Origin of the sequence: Shimia sp., from assembly GCF_965227725.1 — a bacterium.
Taxonomy (GTDB): Bacteria; Pseudomonadota; Alphaproteobacteria; order Rhodobacterales; family Rhodobacteraceae; genus Shimia.
In genome coordinates this window covers 713462-727430 of the sequence record NZ_CBDDGH010000005.1, presented here as the reverse complement: position 1 = coordinate 727430, position 13969 = coordinate 713462, and the positions used below count along the sequence as shown (strand labels likewise).

The window sequence follows — 13969 nt, the reverse complement described above, 5'->3', positions numbered from 1 at the left end:
TTGCGCGGCGCGGGCTCGCATCCACACATAGGCTGCATGAAGAAACTGATTTCTGCCGCCCTCATCCTTTGTGCTGTCCCTGCCTATGCCGGCGTCCATGTGCGTGACGCTGATACGATCGTCGTTGACGGTACACCGGTGCGGCTCAATGGCGTGGATGCGCCAGAGCTGGGAACACGGTCAGGCCAGAACGCCAAGCGGTGGATGGTCAACTACCTGCGCGGCAAGTCTGTGGAATGCCAGCTGAACGGGCAGCGGTCTTATGATCGGTATATTGGGGTTTGCTTTGCCGATGGTCAGGATATCGGGGCCGCGGTTATCTCTGCAGGTCATGCTCTGGACTGTGCCAGGTATTCAGGTGGGCGGTATCGTGAGTTTGAAACACGCGCAGCCCGATCACGTATCAAGCGGGCTGGGTATTGCTGAGCGCGGCGGTCACACACGCATTCCATTATGCTTGCCGCCTTGTGATCTAACCCAAATGCAAGCTACCGCGCTCAAGGAGCACAACGCAGTCAGCGCACGATGCTCCGGACCTTGTCGCCGCCATAACCCTCGCGGGCTTCACGGGCGGCTTTGATAAGTCTCTCACCAATGGTCATGCGAAGACCTCCGAAACGAAAAACGGCACGATCTGCTCACTGAACAAACCATGCCGTTGGCATAATATTAGATGTTCACCTATGCCCCGTCAACAACTTCTGCGAGCGCGCGCAGGGCTTCGACAAACAGGCGTCCGGGCTGGGTGAGCTCGGCCTCATAGATCGGCTGGACTCGGTCGCGGGCGATTGCCCATATGGCGTGCTGCTGGTGGCTGTGAAGGTGGCCGATGTATCCCCGCCAGCGCGCCCAGGCGTTGACCGCATCCCGGTGCTTTTCATCCTCACTGCGAAGATCGGGGCTGTCATCCTCGCGTGTCTCGAAGCGCTCAGGCATCATCTCGATCTTTGCGCACTTGGCGTGAAGGCTCTTACCCAGCACCAGCCGCGAATACCGCGCCTCAGTCGCTGTCAGCCCCGCGTATACATCCCAGAGCTTTGCCGCCTCATCCTCATCGCAGGCGAGATAGATGGCCCGCCCTGCGGCCTCCCCAAGCGCCTGTGTTCTCATATCGCTTCTGTTCTGCAATGTGTTTTCCTTGCCCATCATTCGTGCGCGCGCCGACAGAACAACGCGCTGCGGATCTTGCTCCCGCGCTATCTCTGTCATGCGTGCCTTGCCCCGCTTCTTCGGGCGAGGTGTTGGCGCCAGCCCCGGAAGGCTGAGCGGCTTCTGCTTCACTTTATTGCGGCGGTCGCCCTTGCCCATGGTTCAAAGTCCCTTTGTTGGTTATCGGCGCCGGGCGCCAAGGCGTAGACGGCGCTCAGCTTCGAGCTCCGTCTTAAGTTGGCGAACTTGCGCTTTGAGATCGGCTATTTCTTCATCATGCTCACAAAAGCGCTTGCGAAGCACATCCACCAGTTCATCAGAGAACTCCTCGAACTGCTCATTCAAATCGCGAACAAACCCGTTGAACTCGGAGCGCGGCATCACCGGCCACTTCACTGGCTTGCCTCCCATGGTGCGCGGGGCGGCAGGGTGACCGGAGCCACAGGCTCCTTTACAACGCTCTGGGTGCTCATGACCGGAACCAAGCAAACGTCACCCTCGCGCCGGAATCGACGCTGGGTCTCCGACAGTGTCAGGTGCAAGCGCAGCGGCGTATCATGTGGCTTACGGACAGGCTGACGGTGCAAAAGGTCTTTTTCAAACATTCGCTGCGCTCCTTGTGCTGGAAAATGCCATGGCGTTGTGGCGGATGAATTGCGGCTTGAGGCTTTCCTCAATCGCTTCGATCTGGTTCCGATAGTCGTCTTGCGACATGCGCGCCTCGACGGCTCTCAGGCTGTGAAGGATCGTCGTGTGGTCCCTATCCAGCCGCTTGCCAATGCTGGGCAAGGACATGGTTGTCAGGTTGCGCGCAAGGAAGGCGACCTCTTGGCGAGCGTGGGCGATCTGGTGGCAGCGGCGCGTGCTGAGAATGGCTTGCACTGGAACGCCGCGGGCCTCTGAAACGCTGTGAAGGATCTGGGCAAAGGTGGTCATTTCGAACCTCCGAATTTCCGCGGCCGAAAACCAACCTCCTCCATGATCTCCTTGGCGCGCTCTTTCGTGCAGGGAGCATCTCGTGCGCCTTCTGCCTTGGGCGGCAGGCTGGACGCGTACTCCCGCCCTCGCCACAGCTTGAGAATTTCAGAGATGTGGCCTGGGTTCGGCCTCTTCGATGGGTTCCGGCTGCGCCATTCGCGCAATGCCGCACGCACCTGATCCTGCGGCCAGTCCTCAAGGTCATCGCACCAGTCAGCCAAAACGGCGCCTTTCATCTCGGGGGAAAGCGGAGCCTGCCAGTACCCCTGCAGCACGATCTCAACCTCGAAGGCGATCCGGGCTCGATGGTCTTCGACTTCGTGCGGCGATAGCGATTGCGTCAGCCGTGGCGTCGGTGTGGGGAGTTTGGTGACGTGTGCGGGAACGTTGGTCATAGTTGCCCTCCATCAGTTTTGCGAATGAAGATTGACGGGTAAGAAAATCGAAGTTTGCGACCCAGCCTCGGTCGTTCTCTCCGTTGCACAGAGGGGACGCTCGGGCCTTGCTAAGAGCTGCGCACCAGCCAGTCACACCTCCCGCCTCACGCAGCCGGGCAGCTAGCGCCGACCTCCGAGACGAATTGAGTTTCTGGACTTTAGGCCAACCGCAATCGGCTGCGGTTTCGTTGTAAGCTGAGACAGCGGCAGCGATTTCATCCACCGGACGCACGTCGTCGTCAGGCGACAAAGAAGATACGTCAGTATCTTCTCTTAACTGTGGTTCTGGTTCTGGTTCTGGTTGCTTGAGCTTTGCTTTAGCATTGCTAGAGGTCACTTCTTTATTTTTCAGTGACTTAGCGCGACCACCCTTTGAGCCCGCCTCAACTCGGCGTTCGTGCTTTGCATTGGACTCTTCCCAGATTTTCAGGAGCCTTGGGTTGAAAAGCTTGCCCGCGCGCTTCTTGAAAAACTCCTCCAATACAATCCGAACCGTCTCCTTGTCCTCCTCCGAGTGGGCACGAAGTTTACGGAAAACCCATGCCTCATCTGCGGGGATTTTGCAGCCAGGAGATCGCCAGCAGAGGCGCAGGAGGCGGTTGTAAGCCCCATCCTCTGCAAGGGTCAGGTGTGCTGTGTCAGCCTCGAAGTCGTCGGCATATAGCGGGAAGAATGGCAGACTCATACCTCACCCCCAAACGAAACCATCGTTTCATATGCAGCCATTTCGGCTGACAGCCATTCTTTGAATTCTTCATAGCCCTTGGTTCGCTTGCTCGAGTTGCAGGAGCGACAGGCTGCCACAAGATTAATTGGGTCGTCGGTGCCGCCGCTCACCTTTGGGACGATATGGTCAATCGTTAAGGCGTGAGGGCTACCACAGTAGTGGCACCTCCAATCATCACGCGAGAACACTTCAACGTCCAATGCGCTCAGGTTCTTGCGAAGGGTGACCTTGCTCCGAGTTTCAAAGTCCTTGACGGGTCGAAATGAGATGCTCATGAGATCTGCCCCCGATGCCCAACCAACGAGGAGCCTGAAATCTGGCGGGCAAGCAACTGGACTTCTTCGTTCCAGGTCTTGATGCCCTGCGGAACGGAAATCGCAGCGACCTCACAAGTCCCGGACACCACGTCAGAGCACCGCATGTAGGTACCGCCTAGAAGCCACCTGTCATCAGGTGTGGCACCCATCATGTGCAATAGATCATGAAGGGCCTTGAGGCGGTTGTCGCTGTCGCCCAAATGGTTTTCAGGCAGGCGAACATCAGTCCAATACCAGACCTCAGGTGGCAACGGCTTAAAGCGACCACCGGCCCGTGCTTCGTTCATTCGCCAGCCCGCCTCATCAAACCAAGCCTTGCACTTGGGCGTTTTCTGCATCGCCTTACCGCGACATTGATAGAGGCTGTTTACGGACGGCGGCAAAGGCAGGGTTACTTTGAAATGATCACTCATCCCCCAAACCCCTCTGCCTTCATGAGCGCGTGCGTGGCGTTGCGCAGGCGATCTGTGGCGGCTCTCTGCGCACGTGTGTCGCGGCGCTCTACAGCGTCAGCCAGAAGAGCCTCAGCGGCGCGGCGCGCGGCCAGTGCCTTGCGAATGCGGCGGTTGCGAAAGAAGATCATCACTCAGACCACCGCCACTCTTGCGCTTCCACCTCGGCAAACAGGCCGGGCGAAACAGCTTCCATATCCGGGGTAAGCTTGCGATAGGTCGCTGTGGTGACTCTGCCCCCCCCCTGAGAGGTAGTAGACGGCCTTGTCGCTCTCTGTGTTGCCCGTAGGCAGTGTGCAGAGAAGGGTTTCGCCTGCCTTGAGACGGCGGATTACTTCTTGCTGACGAATGGCCATTACTTCACCTCCAGTCTTCCAAGCGCGGTTACGAGCCGCTGCCTGATCGTTTTGGTTTTTGTGGATTTCGGGGCGCGGCAAGGGCACTCAGCCAGCGCAACGCGGAGACCTGAGACTTCGCTCAACGGAATGCGAATGACCGCATAGCCGTCTTCTTTGGTAAGTTTTGGCCGGAGAGGTTCGCTCATGCGTATTTATCCACAGCTTTTTCACCGGGATATGCACAGAGACCACAGTATATAGATGATAAGCCGGTATTAAACCACAACATTTTGCCCGAAATACGGATCAACCGGGAAACGGCGTGTTGAACGCTCAAAGGCCCGCGGTATATGGTTAAGGGCATGGCGGGCTGATGATTCGCACTCATCAGCCCGCTGCACGAAGCCACACCAAGCCCGGTGTGGTTCAAAATAGCCAAGAAAGGAGAATTTCTATGGCTACTATTAGGTGCCCGTTCTCGGGCATTGACCTCAACGACATAGCCGTGAAGAGGGCTAGCTTGTCGTTTGAGGCAGCTCTTACAGTTCACATCCTTCGCCTGCAAGGGCGTAAGATACACACGATCAGCGCTATGCTTGGTACCAACCAAGCACGAGTTGTTGATGTGTTGCAACTGAAAGTGCATCCAGAGGCTGCCAACCTGGCAGTCGAATTGGCGGCGGCGTAAAGCTGGCGTCAAGGCGGGCAAAGGGAGGAGGTCCGCCACTTTTTTCATCAAAAATCGAAGCCCTGAAAAAGCCCCCGACCCGAAGGCCGAGGGAGTTCCAACAGGGGAGGATGACGCATTAACCCAAGCGTCGGGGATAAGTGCGGGGGCTGTGGGCGCCTGCCCCGCATAGGCAACAGTGTTCGCGCTCCCCAAAGCGCGGCCCGTCCCGTGTCCGTGAGTTGCGGTGGGGGCCTGTTTGATGAAGGAATTTCGCAACCTATCCGCAGGCGAAGAGACAACCTTATGTTGCGTGACGGCGCGTTTCTTACTCATATGATCGAGGGAGGCACTACGCTGGCTGGCGCGCGGAACAAGATGCCGACTGCATCCACTGGGATCAAAGGAGAAAGCGCTATGGATAGCTTTATGGTACTGATCACGATCGCAGGAGTTGCCCTGATCCTCTACCTCTGCATCACTGAATACCAAAAATGGCAAGCAGAACGCGATAAGGCTGTCAGGGATAGTCAGCGCCAATGGTCGTCCATGGAGAATGACCGCTACGCCAGAAGACATCGAAGAGCCACTGAACATAGAATTGAAGCAGAGCCAGATTGGGAAGATGAGATCCCAAAGCAAACTTGGGACAAACTCAAATGGCCCCTGAGACACGATTTGCGCCCTGAAGGCTACGTCGTGTTGCCGGGTTGCGCCAACGTCTCGGTGAAAGGTGTTAATCTTCGCGTCAACGAAGGCAAGGAATTCGCCCTCGAAGCAGAATTGGACCCCGCGCCCATTCTCAGAGTTGTAGCCAACCCAAAGGACTCCGATCACCCCGAGGGCTACGCAGTTATCGCCAATGCAGGCAGAGGGTTCCCTAACCGACGCATCGGCTATCTGCCGAAAGATATGGCGTTGAAAATTCGCGCCGAATTCCGCGCAGATCTGCCGCTCTCGGCAGAAATTCGATCCCTTGGCACTCATCTCCAGAAAGGTTCGATCTTCATCAAGATCAACGTACTCGCCCCGAAGGCAAAGGAACGAAACAAATTCAAGATTGCAGACACCTAACCCCAAATCGTTCTCTTTGGCGCGAAGCATCTGGCAAGAAGGGTTAGCGACACCCTCCTCTGTCACCGCTGCGAACGGTGAATTCCGTGTGTGTGTAGCCGGATTTGGCTTCGGGTTATGCCTCATCCCTGCCCCCATAGAGTTCTTCTAGGGAGACAAGTCCTTTCGTGTGCTTGACAATCTTCCGCGCGACTTTCGGGCCCGGCTCTTTCAGATTGTCTTTGATCTCACTGAGGTAGGACGCAGACACACCCATTTCGCGGGCATGCTCCCTAAGAGTGAGGTCAGACGAGGTAAGGAAATCAATAAGCTTCATGCCCCTTTTATTCGCATATAGCGAACACTAAATCAATAGGCACATTAACTTCATTCGCTATTAAAGGAGAGACATGTTCGCCATCAGCGATTACACTGACGCCATGAAGCTCAGAGTGAAAGATGTGCGCTTAGCACGCGGCATGACCGTTCAAGACCTTGCGGATGTCACGCACATCAGCAAGAGTCATATCTCCGAGCTCGAAAACAACAAAAAGACAGTCAACGGGAACAAGCTTCTGCAGCTCGCAGAAGGTCTGAATTGCAGCATTATAGATCTGATTGATTTACCTGAACTCTCACCGGAAATCCGGAGATTGTTGACGCTCGCTAATGGACTTTCAGAGGACGCTCAGAAGGAGCTGGCTGACTTTGCAGAGTTTCGCGCACACTCATCAGAGCAGCAATAGTCAGAAGCTCTTGTAATTCGGCTTCTGTCAACTTGTCCGCGGCGACTGCCAGACGGGCGAGCGCGTTGCCTTTTTTGGTTTCGGTCATAATTCCCAGCCTAAAAATAAAATAACTTGTATACGTTACCCGCATTAGGTGAGTATTCAATCTCATAGCATTCCTTTACGAGGTTTCATAATGACGACCCTTGATATTATCAAAGCGGAGCTTGATCGAACCCAAGAAAAGATCACGGACATAGCGAGATCCACAGGGATAGCCGAGCAAACTCTTTATTCTGCATTGCGACCGGGAAAGAAATTGAACTGGGAAATGATGTGCGCCATCGCTGACCACTTTGGTCGCGACGTCTCGTTCTTTCGTGACGGCCTTCGGCGTAAGCCCGCAGGCACAACATCCGAAATAGAGGCGGCCATGAAATATGCAGGTAACAGGGAGTGGCGCCCTGTAGCTGCGCATCAATTTTCTTCTGATGACTTTTTGACTTGGTGGGAAACTCACAGTGGTAGGCTTGAGAACTTTGACACTCCGTCCCCGCAAGTGGATCTCTTTGAAGTCCCGGACGCAGACAGCCCAACAATCAAGCCCCTACGCACAGGGGGAGCCAGCTTGGCTTCACTATGCTTTAAGGTTCAAGGTCACGACCAACTTTCTAAGGCACTCGAAGGCTTCTCAAAGCCCCTGAACAAAGAGCTTGTAAGCGCCCACCTTGAGTCACTGAAGGTAGGCGCTCCAGTTATTTCCTATCAGAGCCTCACCGAGAAACTCCCCGATGGTTCTTTTTTTGTTGGGAGGTACAGGCGTATATTGGCACCTGTGAGGGACAAGAACCGTACTCTAATAGCAAACTTTTCACAGCCTATACCTGGGCAACCTCTTGGCAGCTTTCCACCTGAAGAGATCCCCAGAAGCCTCGAGCTTCCGCCCTCAGAGAGTTAGCAAGCTGCGCGCGCGTTGATGAAACCAGATATTCGTCGCTAGATCGCTTCTCTGGAACAGGCTCATTCCAAAGCTGTGCGGCCTCAATAACCGTGCTAAAAGAATAGACGCGATCTAGCCTCGCCTTGTAATGGCGCGCTGGAATGAAGGCATAGATGGCGTCGAAGTCCCAGCGATCGATTGCGACCAACTGCATAACTCGCATCAATGCAGCGAGAACCTTGCGATCTCCCTTGAAACCATCGCGCCGGGCAAGCTCTCCGACATAGACGAGAGAACCCGAATAATCATAAAGAGGCTCCGCAACCTCAAGGATAGTTTCGCCATTGGGATGGGGGAACTGATTGCGATATGTGCGCACAAGGAAATCGGCCAAGCTTTCCCTTCCCAACTGCTGCAGTGTAGCAGCCACACAGGCAACGGGCTTTCCTCCCTGCTTTAAGAAAAGCCAAAATGCAGACTGTCTCGCGAGGTGCGCCGACGAGATCGCAAAAGTCGGCATAATCAGGGCTCGGCCCGCTGTTAGAGACATCCTTTGCGCCTCCTCGAAATCATTGCACAACTCCAACTCAAGCCCAGCATCTCGAATTGTGGTTAGTGCTCGCTCTCCTATCATCAAGCGATCAATTTCACTTTCCATCTGTACGCTCTTCCTAAAATTTTGAACTTAGACGGCGCATGACTCATCCTTCAAGGCTCCCGCAGAAGTCGAGCGAAACAGCGCCGACTCCACTTTAGCTCAATTTGAAAATTGTTTCACGAGATCGCAAAGGGCGAATTTTTGTTCGCTATTGGCGAACTTTTTGATTGACTGATTGTTCGTTATTTGCGAACATGATTCCCATCAGCCGCCGAAGACGCACCAGCAGATCGCGGCACTTAGGAGGGAATGACAATGCTGACACAAACCATCGCACTGCCTGAATTTTTCATCGTCGTGACTGAGTTCGAAACCGAGGGCTTTGCCTCTGCAGGTGACGCAACAACCAGCCGCGACACCGCTTACGACCAGTTCGCCGAGGCGCGCGAAGAAGGTCAGCCCGCCCGCGCATTCCTCCTGCAATTCGATGTCTCCAACAGCACTTTCGAAACCGCGTCCGAAGTGACCGAAGAATTCGAAGCTGAATACGAAGGCATCCTGATCGCCGCCGAGTGATCGCAGCGGGCGGCACAGCAAGCCGCCCCACCCCACAGATTTCATAGGAGGGAATTATGACATTGAAGATCACAAAAGCGAACGATGTGATTGAGGTGAAGAACCTCTGCCTTACGATTTACTCGCAGCCCGGTCTTGGGAAGACGAGCCTAGCATTCACAGCCTCCCGCCCGCTCCTTTTGGACTTCGACAAGGGTGCCTATCGCGCTGTTGACCGCAAGGACGTTGTGCAGATCGAAGACTGGCGCGATGTTGCTGGGATCAAGGCTGCGGACATCGCCGACTATGACACGGTCATTATCGACACCGTTGGCAAGGCACTCGACAGCCTCGCCGCCGATATCATTCGAGGCAACAGCAAACTCTCCTACGGCGGCGCTCTTAACCAGCAAGGATGGGGTCAGCTTGGTGTGCGTTTTAGCGCTTTCCTCAAGCTCCTGCGCGGCATGGGGAAGGATGTCGTTCTGATCTCTCACATGGATGAAAAGCCAGATGGCGATCAGATCAAAGAGCGCCTCAAAATTCAGGGTGGCTCAAAAGACCTCGTGCTGACGGATAGCGATGTGATCGCGCGCATTTCGATTTTCAACAAAGAACGCCACCTGATCTTTTCACCGACAGAAACCGCCTTCGGGAAAGACCCTGCTGGGATTGGCGCAATGGAAGTCCCTGATGCGGCGAGCGCTGCCTACGCAACCTGTCTGACCGATATCATTTCGAGCATCAAAGACGGCTTGAACTCCCTTTCAGAAGCGCAGGTTGAGCGCCGCTCTGAGGTTGAATGGTTCAAGGGCAAGCTGCCCGAAATGACCTCTGTTGAAGAGATCAACGGCGTTCTGAGCCGGGCGAAGAAAGGCGGGCGAGACATCTCCAAAATGGTTGTCGATCGGGCTGCTGAGCTTGGCTTCGACTTTGACGCGGACGCTCGCGAATATGCCGACCCGAACGCCACATCGAAAACCGATGAAGCCAGCGAAGGCGATGGCTTCGGCGACATCCCATTCGCTGCTGAATAAGGAGACTTCCCGTGCTTGACGCAAAACACAACAACCCGCCGGATCCAATTGACGAGGCTTTAGCCCCTTACTCCGACGCAATCGAAGAAGCTCAAAACTGGCTCGATGGCGAGCCAGTGCAGACAGAAGATCAAATGAAAGCGGTTGACGCGCTTCTTAAGCAAATCCGCACCGCAGGCACCGACCTCGCGAAGGCAGAGAAAAGCGAAACAGCACCTCTGCACGACGCCTGGAAGGCTGAAAAGGCCCGCTGGAAGCCCACGATTGACGACATTGCGCGCATCAAGACTGGCCTGACCGCTCTTGTCGGCGACTTCAAAAAGGAGCTCGCAGCAAAGAAGGAAGAGGAAAAGCGCGCGACCTATACCGAGGCACAACGCTTGGAGCGCGAAGCCCAAGAGAAAGCCGCCTCCGCTGTTGATGGTGATCTTGAAAGCCAGCGCGAAGCCGACGCGGCCAAAGAGCAGGCGATGCAGGCACAGAAGAACGCCAGCGCCGCCAACAAGGACACCGTCAAGGGCATGCGGACTGTCCAGAAGCACGAGATCACCGACCACAAGGCCGCGCTGCACTGGATCGCACGCAATGACCGCGACGCCGTGACCGCATTCATTGATGGCTACGTGGCCAAGAACTTCAAAACGGCGCCGATTGATGGCGTCAAAACATGGTCCGAAAAGGAAGCTTACTGATGGCCGATTTGAACCGTGCATCACTCATGGGGCGGCTTGGCCAAGACCCTGAAATCCGCACTACACAGGGCGGCGACAAGGTTGCGAACTTTTCTCTGGCTACTGGCGAGCAGTGGAAGGACCAAAACACAGGCGAAAAGCGAGAGCGCACCGAGTGGCACCGCGTCGTTGTCTGGGGGCCGCTGGCACGGGTTGCGGAGCAGTATCTGCGCAAGGGCGGCCGCGTATTGGTCGAAGGCAACATCCGCACCCGCAAATGGCAAGATCAGTCCGGACAGGACCGCTATTCCACCGAGATCGTTGTGAGCGGCTTTGGTGCCCGCCTCGACATTATCGATTGGCCAGAAGGCACAGGCGGCGCCGCGCGCGGGCAGGATCAGTCCTACGGGGGCGATAACATGCCGCCCGGCCCCTCCCGAGACATGGATGACGAGATCCCGTTCTAGGATGTCGGCCCACATGCAAACCGCTGTGTCTGACTACCTCGCCCGCTGGGATGAAGCTGGTCAGACACGGCAAGGCCCCGACCACCTCAAAATCTGTGAAGAGGTCGCGGCGAAACACGATCTGGACCCGGACGACCTGTCCAACGCCGTGATTGAAGAAACCATTTTCGGAGCGAACTGATGGTAGCCCACACCCTTAAGCTATCCCACGATGGCATCCGCGCCCGCGCCCACACATGGGTCGAAGCGGCTCCCGAAGGCATGGTGATCCAATTCAAAGAGCCAACCCGCTCCTTGGACCAGAACGCCAAGCTGTGGGCCATGCTGGGGGATGTGGCCAAGCAGGCTGAGCACAACGGAAACCGTTACACGCCAGAGGTTTGGAAAGCGCTGTTCATGTCCGCTTGCGGCTACGAGCTAAACTTACTGGTCGGTTTGAATGGCGAGCCTGTCCCGATGGGAACCAGCTCCTCCAAGCTCAGCGTTGGGAAGATGTCTGAGCTGATCGAATTCATTTCATTCTGGTGCGTTGAGAACGGCGTCACCCTTTCTGACAGGGGATTCTGATGCGTATCGCTAACCTCAAGGGGCCTCTGGGCCTCAAGAAGCCTCGCGCCGAGAAGCAGCCACGCAAGCCCATGCGCAAGGTGTCTGCCAAGCGCGCCGCATACCGCGCCAGCAAAGAGGGCGTGAGCGCTAAGAGCCACATCGAAGCAGTGAAGGGCATGGCCTGCATCATCTGCGGGAAGCCAGGCCCCAGCGATGCCCACCACTGCCGCAGCCAGCCACCAGAGGGCGACAAGCACCATTACCGGAAGTTGCCCGCAGCGAGCCGCAAATCTTCGGACTTCGACACGATCCCGCTTTGCCGCTGCTGCCACGAGGCCCGCCACACCAACCCGATGGAATGGCTGCGCGCCAATGGCCCTGACTACGGGTTTTTGCCGCTCGTTCGCGCCGCGCTTTCAGAGCCGCACGAGATTGATTTTTGAGGAGCAATGCAATGATCCGCTTTCGCTTCACCCGCCACCCTTTGAACCGCGAAACCCCGAATGCAGCTGACTCCTCCTCCCCGTCAGCGCATCGCACGGGCTGGGGGCTTTCCCTCCTCCACCGCCTCCAGCTCGTGCAACAGACAACCTAAGGAGAACAGAATGTCGGAACAAACCACAGACAGCCAGTACAGCGCCACCGGCCAAGAGCTAAAGCAGTTCATCGAGCGCGTTGAACGCTTGGAAGAAGAGAAAAAGGAAGTCAGCGAGCAGATCAAAGAGGTCTTTGCCGAGATGAAAGGCCGCGGCTTCGACGTGAAGGCGATCCGCACCATCCTGCAGGAACGCAAGGCCGACCCCAACGACATCGCCGAACAAGAGGCGGTCATCGACATGTACAAAGCCGCGCTTGGCATGGGCTGATGTCTCTTTCTGCCCCTTGGCGACAGGGGGCAGCGACGGACAGCAGGAGACAATCCCGATGGACAAGCACACACAGACCATATCAACGCGCCTTGACGCCATGCACAGCCGCCGCAGTAAGACGCTGATCGCACTCAGCTGCGCCACCGCAATCTTGGCCTTCTTCGGCCTTTCCATTGCTCTTGCCGGAAAGGCTCTCCCCAACACCGCCGCTACAGCTCTGACCGCCCAAGAACAGGCGCAGGCGCACAGGGAGGGGTGGTGATGCGGGTGCTAATCGGGTGCGAGCAGTCGGGTGTTGTGCGTGATGCCTTCCTTGCTGAGGGCTTCGACGCTTGGTCATGTGACCTGTTGCCAGCGGATACGCCCAGCAACCGCCATATCATCGGCGACGTGCGAGACGTTATGCGCTGGGGTGATTGGGAACTGCTGTGCGTGATGCACCCGCCCTGCACCCGCCTGTGCAATTCCGGCGTGCGCTGGCTGCACAAGGCCCCGCCCGGCAAAACGCTGGATGATATGTGGCGCGAGCTGGACGAAGGCGCGGCGCTCTTCTCCGATTGCTGGAACGCAGACATTCCTTTTGTCGCTGTGGAAAACCCCGTGATGCACAAACACGCCAAGGCGCGCATTCGCAATTTCCAGCCACATAGTCAGAGCGTCCAGCCATGGCAGTTTGGTGACGATCCAGAGGGGCCAGACAACGAGAGGAAGCGCACATGCCTTTGGTTGCGCGGCCTCCCTACCCTGACACCCACCGGCACACTGGACGGCACCACCGCGCGCGACAGCGTCCACAAGGCCAGCCCCGGTAAGGATCGCTGGAAAGAGCGCAGCCGGTTTTTTCCAGGACTGGCAAAGGCCATGGCCCAGCAATGGGGCCAGCACGCAATCAAAGCCGCATAACCCGACCCCGTCCGGCAGCTTTCCCTTTGCCGGGGCCGGGCGGGTCATTGATACAGGAGAGAGACGGATGGACAGACAGAAGCAACTGATCAAGCACGATCCGGACAACGGCCAATGGGGCGACTGCTACCGGACTTGCGTTGCGATCATCATGGGCATGCCTGCGGCGGAGGTTCCGCACTTCTGTGATGGCGGCGGACATGACGGGGCGAAGGAGTCTCAGGATTGGCTGCGAGAGCGGGGGTTGTCTCACGTGACAATCTATTACACCGCCGAAAATGACCTTGAGAAAATCCTCTCCACGCTAGGCCATTATTCCCCAGAAGTGCCAATGATTGTTACCGGCATGGGGAAGCGCGGCGTCAATCACAGCGTTGTAGCCGTTGACGGACAGATATTCTGTGACCCCGCAACCGGCAAGGCAGACCAAGATGCGCTTACAGGCCCAGCAAAGGGAAAAGACGGCGAATTCTGGTGGGTTGAGTTCATCGCGAAGCTTCCAAGCACACAGGCCGCCGCATGATCGCCACCATC

Annotated in this window: 27 protein-coding genes; 16 read left to right on the top strand and 11 right to left on the bottom strand. The window is 56.6% G+C overall.

Translation table 11 applies throughout. The features are described 5' to 3' along the window. Positions 1-36: 36 nt before the first annotated feature. Positions 37-426, top strand: coding sequence for a thermonuclease family protein (locus ACO07T_RS13865; RefSeq protein ID WP_422049904.1), 390 nt, complete (start codon positions 37-39; stop codon positions 424-426). 255 nt (positions 427-681) lie between these two features. Here ACO07T_RS13865 and ACO07T_RS13860 read toward each other — a convergent pair whose 3' ends face one another. From ACO07T_RS13860 to ACO07T_RS13820, 9 genes are all read right to left on the bottom strand, one after another. Further along, entirely contained in the window at positions 682-1308 is a 627-nt protein-coding gene (locus ACO07T_RS13860) for a hypothetical protein (RefSeq protein WP_422049903.1), read from the bottom strand. A gap of 21 nt (positions 1309-1329) precedes the next feature. After that, positions 1330-1545, bottom strand: coding sequence for a hypothetical protein (locus tag ACO07T_RS13855; RefSeq protein WP_422049902.1), 216 nt, complete (start codon positions 1543-1545; stop codon positions 1330-1332). Between the two features lie 201 nt (positions 1546-1746). Continuing rightward, complete coding sequence (locus ACO07T_RS13850; protein WP_422049901.1) at positions 1747-2085, bottom strand: helix-turn-helix domain-containing protein; 339 nt, start codon at positions 2083-2085, stop codon at positions 1747-1749. Then, positions 2082-2522: a hypothetical protein gene (locus tag ACO07T_RS13845; protein WP_422050523.1), complete on the bottom strand. Its 441-nt coding sequence runs from the start codon at positions 2520-2522 to the stop codon at positions 2082-2084. The genes ACO07T_RS13850 and ACO07T_RS13845 overlap by 4 nt, the downstream gene beginning before the upstream one ends. Next, positions 2407-3249, bottom strand: coding sequence for a YdaU family protein (locus ACO07T_RS13840; protein ID WP_422049900.1), 843 nt, complete (start codon positions 3247-3249; stop codon positions 2407-2409). Before ACO07T_RS13840 ends, ACO07T_RS13845 begins: the two co-directional genes overlap by 116 nt. Continuing rightward, on the bottom strand, positions 3246-3566 hold the full coding sequence (locus ACO07T_RS13835; RefSeq protein ID WP_422049899.1) for an HNH endonuclease: 321 nt from the start codon (positions 3564-3566) through the stop codon (positions 3246-3248). Before ACO07T_RS13835 ends, ACO07T_RS13840 begins: the two co-directional genes overlap by 4 nt. Beyond that, entirely contained in the window at positions 3563-4021 is a 459-nt protein-coding gene (locus tag ACO07T_RS13830; RefSeq protein WP_422049898.1) for a hypothetical protein, read from the bottom strand. Before ACO07T_RS13830 ends, ACO07T_RS13835 begins: the two co-directional genes overlap by 4 nt. Then, complete coding sequence (locus tag ACO07T_RS13825; RefSeq protein WP_422049897.1) at positions 4018-4194, bottom strand: hypothetical protein; 177 nt, start codon at positions 4192-4194, stop codon at positions 4018-4020. Before ACO07T_RS13825 ends, ACO07T_RS13830 begins: the two co-directional genes overlap by 4 nt. Positions 4195-4415: 221 nt before the next feature. Then, on the bottom strand, positions 4416-4604 hold the full coding sequence (locus ACO07T_RS13820) for a hypothetical protein (RefSeq protein WP_422049896.1): 189 nt from the start codon (positions 4602-4604) through the stop codon (positions 4416-4418). A 248-nt stretch (positions 4605-4852) separates the two neighbouring features. Between ACO07T_RS13820 and ACO07T_RS13815 the strand changes: the two genes are divergently transcribed. Beyond that, entirely contained in the window at positions 4853-5086 is a 234-nt protein-coding gene (locus ACO07T_RS13815; RefSeq protein ID WP_422049895.1) for a hypothetical protein, read from the top strand. A 396-nt stretch (positions 5087-5482) separates the two neighbouring features. Next, entirely contained in the window at positions 5483-6139 is a 657-nt protein-coding gene (locus ACO07T_RS13810; RefSeq protein ID WP_422049894.1) for a hypothetical protein, read from the top strand. 115 nt (positions 6140-6254) lie between these two features. Here the strand turns inward: ACO07T_RS13810 and ACO07T_RS13805 are convergent, their stop codons facing one another. Beyond that, positions 6255-6455 (bottom strand): helix-turn-helix domain-containing protein, encoded by a 201-nt coding sequence (locus ACO07T_RS13805; RefSeq protein ID WP_422049893.1) that lies wholly within the window; start codon positions 6453-6455, stop codon positions 6255-6257. A gap of 73 nt (positions 6456-6528) precedes the next feature. Between ACO07T_RS13805 and ACO07T_RS13800 the strand changes: the two genes are divergently transcribed. Together ACO07T_RS13800 and ACO07T_RS13795 are read left to right on the top strand one after the other, a co-directional pair. Next, positions 6529-6864 (top strand): helix-turn-helix domain-containing protein, encoded by a 336-nt coding sequence (locus ACO07T_RS13800; protein ID WP_422049892.1) that lies wholly within the window; start codon positions 6529-6531, stop codon positions 6862-6864. A 178-nt stretch (positions 6865-7042) separates the two neighbouring features. Beyond that, entirely contained in the window at positions 7043-7804 is a 762-nt protein-coding gene (locus tag ACO07T_RS13795; RefSeq protein WP_422049891.1) for a hypothetical protein, read from the top strand. On the opposite strand, the gene ACO07T_RS13790 is transcribed toward ACO07T_RS13795, so the two are convergent. Next, on the bottom strand, positions 7725-8444 hold the full coding sequence (locus ACO07T_RS13790) for a hypothetical protein (RefSeq protein ID WP_422049890.1): 720 nt from the start codon (positions 8442-8444) through the stop codon (positions 7725-7727). The two genes, ACO07T_RS13795 and ACO07T_RS13790, sit on opposite strands and share 80 nt — an antisense overlap. Before the next feature lie 255 nt (positions 8445-8699). On the opposite strand from ACO07T_RS13790, the gene ACO07T_RS13785 reads away from it, so the two are divergent. From ACO07T_RS13785 to ACO07T_RS13735, 11 genes are all read left to right on the top strand, one after another. Continuing rightward, a complete protein-coding gene (locus tag ACO07T_RS13785; protein ID WP_422049889.1) occupies positions 8700-8960 on the top strand; it encodes a hypothetical protein in 261 nt (86 codons plus the stop codon). Between the two features lie 56 nt (positions 8961-9016). Then, entirely contained in the window at positions 9017-9976 is a 960-nt protein-coding gene (locus tag ACO07T_RS13780) for an ATP-binding protein (RefSeq protein WP_422049888.1), read from the top strand. Between the two features lie 11 nt (positions 9977-9987). Further along, on the top strand, positions 9988-10668 hold the full coding sequence (locus ACO07T_RS13775) for a hypothetical protein (RefSeq protein ID WP_422049887.1): 681 nt from the start codon (positions 9988-9990) through the stop codon (positions 10666-10668). Further along, a complete protein-coding gene (gene ssb, locus ACO07T_RS13770; RefSeq protein ID WP_422049886.1) occupies positions 10668-11114 on the top strand; it encodes a single-stranded DNA-binding protein in 447 nt (148 codons plus the stop codon). Before ACO07T_RS13775 ends, ssb begins: the two co-directional genes overlap by 1 nt. Positions 11115-11127: 13 nt before the next feature. After that, on the top strand, positions 11128-11295 hold the full coding sequence (locus ACO07T_RS13765) for a hypothetical protein (protein WP_422049885.1): 168 nt from the start codon (positions 11128-11130) through the stop codon (positions 11293-11295). Continuing rightward, on the top strand, positions 11295-11681 hold the full coding sequence (locus ACO07T_RS13760; RefSeq protein WP_422049884.1) for a recombination protein NinB: 387 nt from the start codon (positions 11295-11297) through the stop codon (positions 11679-11681). The genes ACO07T_RS13765 and ACO07T_RS13760 overlap by 1 nt, the downstream gene beginning before the upstream one ends. Further along, entirely contained in the window at positions 11681-12106 is a 426-nt protein-coding gene (locus ACO07T_RS13755; protein ID WP_422049883.1) for a hypothetical protein, read from the top strand. Before ACO07T_RS13760 ends, ACO07T_RS13755 begins: the two co-directional genes overlap by 1 nt. Before the next feature lie 162 nt (positions 12107-12268). Then, a complete protein-coding gene (locus ACO07T_RS13750) occupies positions 12269-12529 on the top strand; it encodes a DUF2312 domain-containing protein (protein WP_422049882.1) in 261 nt (86 codons plus the stop codon). 58 nt (positions 12530-12587) lie between these two features. Next, positions 12588-12794, top strand: coding sequence for a hypothetical protein (locus ACO07T_RS13745; protein WP_422049881.1), 207 nt, complete (start codon positions 12588-12590; stop codon positions 12792-12794). Further along, the gene (locus tag ACO07T_RS13740) at positions 12794-13435 is read left to right on the top strand and encodes a hypothetical protein (RefSeq protein WP_422049880.1); all 642 of its coding nucleotides are present in this window, start codon (positions 12794-12796) and stop codon (positions 13433-13435) included. Before ACO07T_RS13745 ends, ACO07T_RS13740 begins: the two co-directional genes overlap by 1 nt. 67 nt (positions 13436-13502) lie before the next feature. Continuing rightward, positions 13503-13958, top strand: coding sequence for a hypothetical protein (locus ACO07T_RS13735; protein ID WP_422049879.1), 456 nt, complete (start codon positions 13503-13505; stop codon positions 13956-13958). Positions 13959-13969: the final 11 nt, after the last annotated feature.

Excerpts from the sequence above, each read along its gene's own strand:
- ACO07T_RS13865 (WP_422049904.1), top strand. The coding sequence starts at position 37 with ATGAAGAAACTGATTTCTGCCGCCCTCATCCTTTGTGCTGTCCCTGCC.
- ACO07T_RS13860 (WP_422049903.1), bottom strand. The coding sequence starts at position 1,308 with ATGGGCAAGGGCGACCGCCGCAATAAAGTGAAGCAGAAGCCGCTCAGC.
- ACO07T_RS13850 (WP_422049901.1), bottom strand. The coding sequence starts at position 2,085 with ATGACCACCTTTGCCCAGATCCTTCACAGCGTTTCAGAGGCCCGCGGC.
- ACO07T_RS13845 (WP_422050523.1), bottom strand. The coding sequence starts at position 2,522 with ATGACCAACGTTCCCGCACACGTCACCAAACTCCCCACACCGACGCCA.
- ACO07T_RS13840 (WP_422049900.1), bottom strand. The coding sequence starts at position 3,249 with ATGAGTCTGCCATTCTTCCCGCTATATGCCGACGACTTCGAGGCTGAC.
- ACO07T_RS13835 (WP_422049899.1), bottom strand. The coding sequence starts at position 3,566 with ATGAGCATCTCATTTCGACCCGTCAAGGACTTTGAAACTCGGAGCAAG.
- ACO07T_RS13830 (WP_422049898.1), bottom strand. The coding sequence starts at position 4,021 with ATGAGTGATCATTTCAAAGTAACCCTGCCTTTGCCGCCGTCCGTAAAC.
- ACO07T_RS13820 (WP_422049896.1), bottom strand. The coding sequence starts at position 4,604 with ATGAGCGAACCTCTCCGGCCAAAACTTACCAAAGAAGACGGCTATGCG.
- ACO07T_RS13815 (WP_422049895.1), top strand. The coding sequence starts at position 4,853 with ATGGCTACTATTAGGTGCCCGTTCTCGGGCATTGACCTCAACGACATA.
- ACO07T_RS13810 (WP_422049894.1), top strand. The coding sequence starts at position 5,483 with ATGGATAGCTTTATGGTACTGATCACGATCGCAGGAGTTGCCCTGATC.
- ACO07T_RS13805 (WP_422049893.1), bottom strand. The coding sequence starts at position 6,455 with ATGAAGCTTATTGATTTCCTTACCTCGTCTGACCTCACTCTTAGGGAG.
- ACO07T_RS13800 (WP_422049892.1), top strand. The coding sequence starts at position 6,529 with ATGTTCGCCATCAGCGATTACACTGACGCCATGAAGCTCAGAGTGAAA.
- ACO07T_RS13795 (WP_422049891.1), top strand. The coding sequence starts at position 7,043 with ATGACGACCCTTGATATTATCAAAGCGGAGCTTGATCGAACCCAAGAA.
- ACO07T_RS13790 (WP_422049890.1), bottom strand. The coding sequence starts at position 8,444 with ATGGAAAGTGAAATTGATCGCTTGATGATAGGAGAGCGAGCACTAACC.
- ACO07T_RS13785 (WP_422049889.1), top strand. The coding sequence starts at position 8,700 with ATGCTGACACAAACCATCGCACTGCCTGAATTTTTCATCGTCGTGACT.
- ACO07T_RS13780 (WP_422049888.1), top strand. The coding sequence starts at position 9,017 with ATGACATTGAAGATCACAAAAGCGAACGATGTGATTGAGGTGAAGAAC.
- ssb (WP_422049886.1), top strand. The coding sequence starts at position 10,668 with ATGGCCGATTTGAACCGTGCATCACTCATGGGGCGGCTTGGCCAAGAC.
- ACO07T_RS13765 (WP_422049885.1), top strand. The coding sequence starts at position 11,128 with ATGCAAACCGCTGTGTCTGACTACCTCGCCCGCTGGGATGAAGCTGGT.
- ACO07T_RS13760 (WP_422049884.1), top strand. The coding sequence starts at position 11,295 with ATGGTAGCCCACACCCTTAAGCTATCCCACGATGGCATCCGCGCCCGC.
- ACO07T_RS13755 (WP_422049883.1), top strand. The coding sequence starts at position 11,681 with ATGCGTATCGCTAACCTCAAGGGGCCTCTGGGCCTCAAGAAGCCTCGC.
- ACO07T_RS13750 (WP_422049882.1), top strand. The coding sequence starts at position 12,269 with ATGTCGGAACAAACCACAGACAGCCAGTACAGCGCCACCGGCCAAGAG.
- ACO07T_RS13745 (WP_422049881.1), top strand. The coding sequence starts at position 12,588 with ATGGACAAGCACACACAGACCATATCAACGCGCCTTGACGCCATGCAC.
- ACO07T_RS13740 (WP_422049880.1), top strand. The coding sequence starts at position 12,794 with ATGCGGGTGCTAATCGGGTGCGAGCAGTCGGGTGTTGTGCGTGATGCC.
- ACO07T_RS13735 (WP_422049879.1), top strand. The coding sequence starts at position 13,503 with ATGGACAGACAGAAGCAACTGATCAAGCACGATCCGGACAACGGCCAA.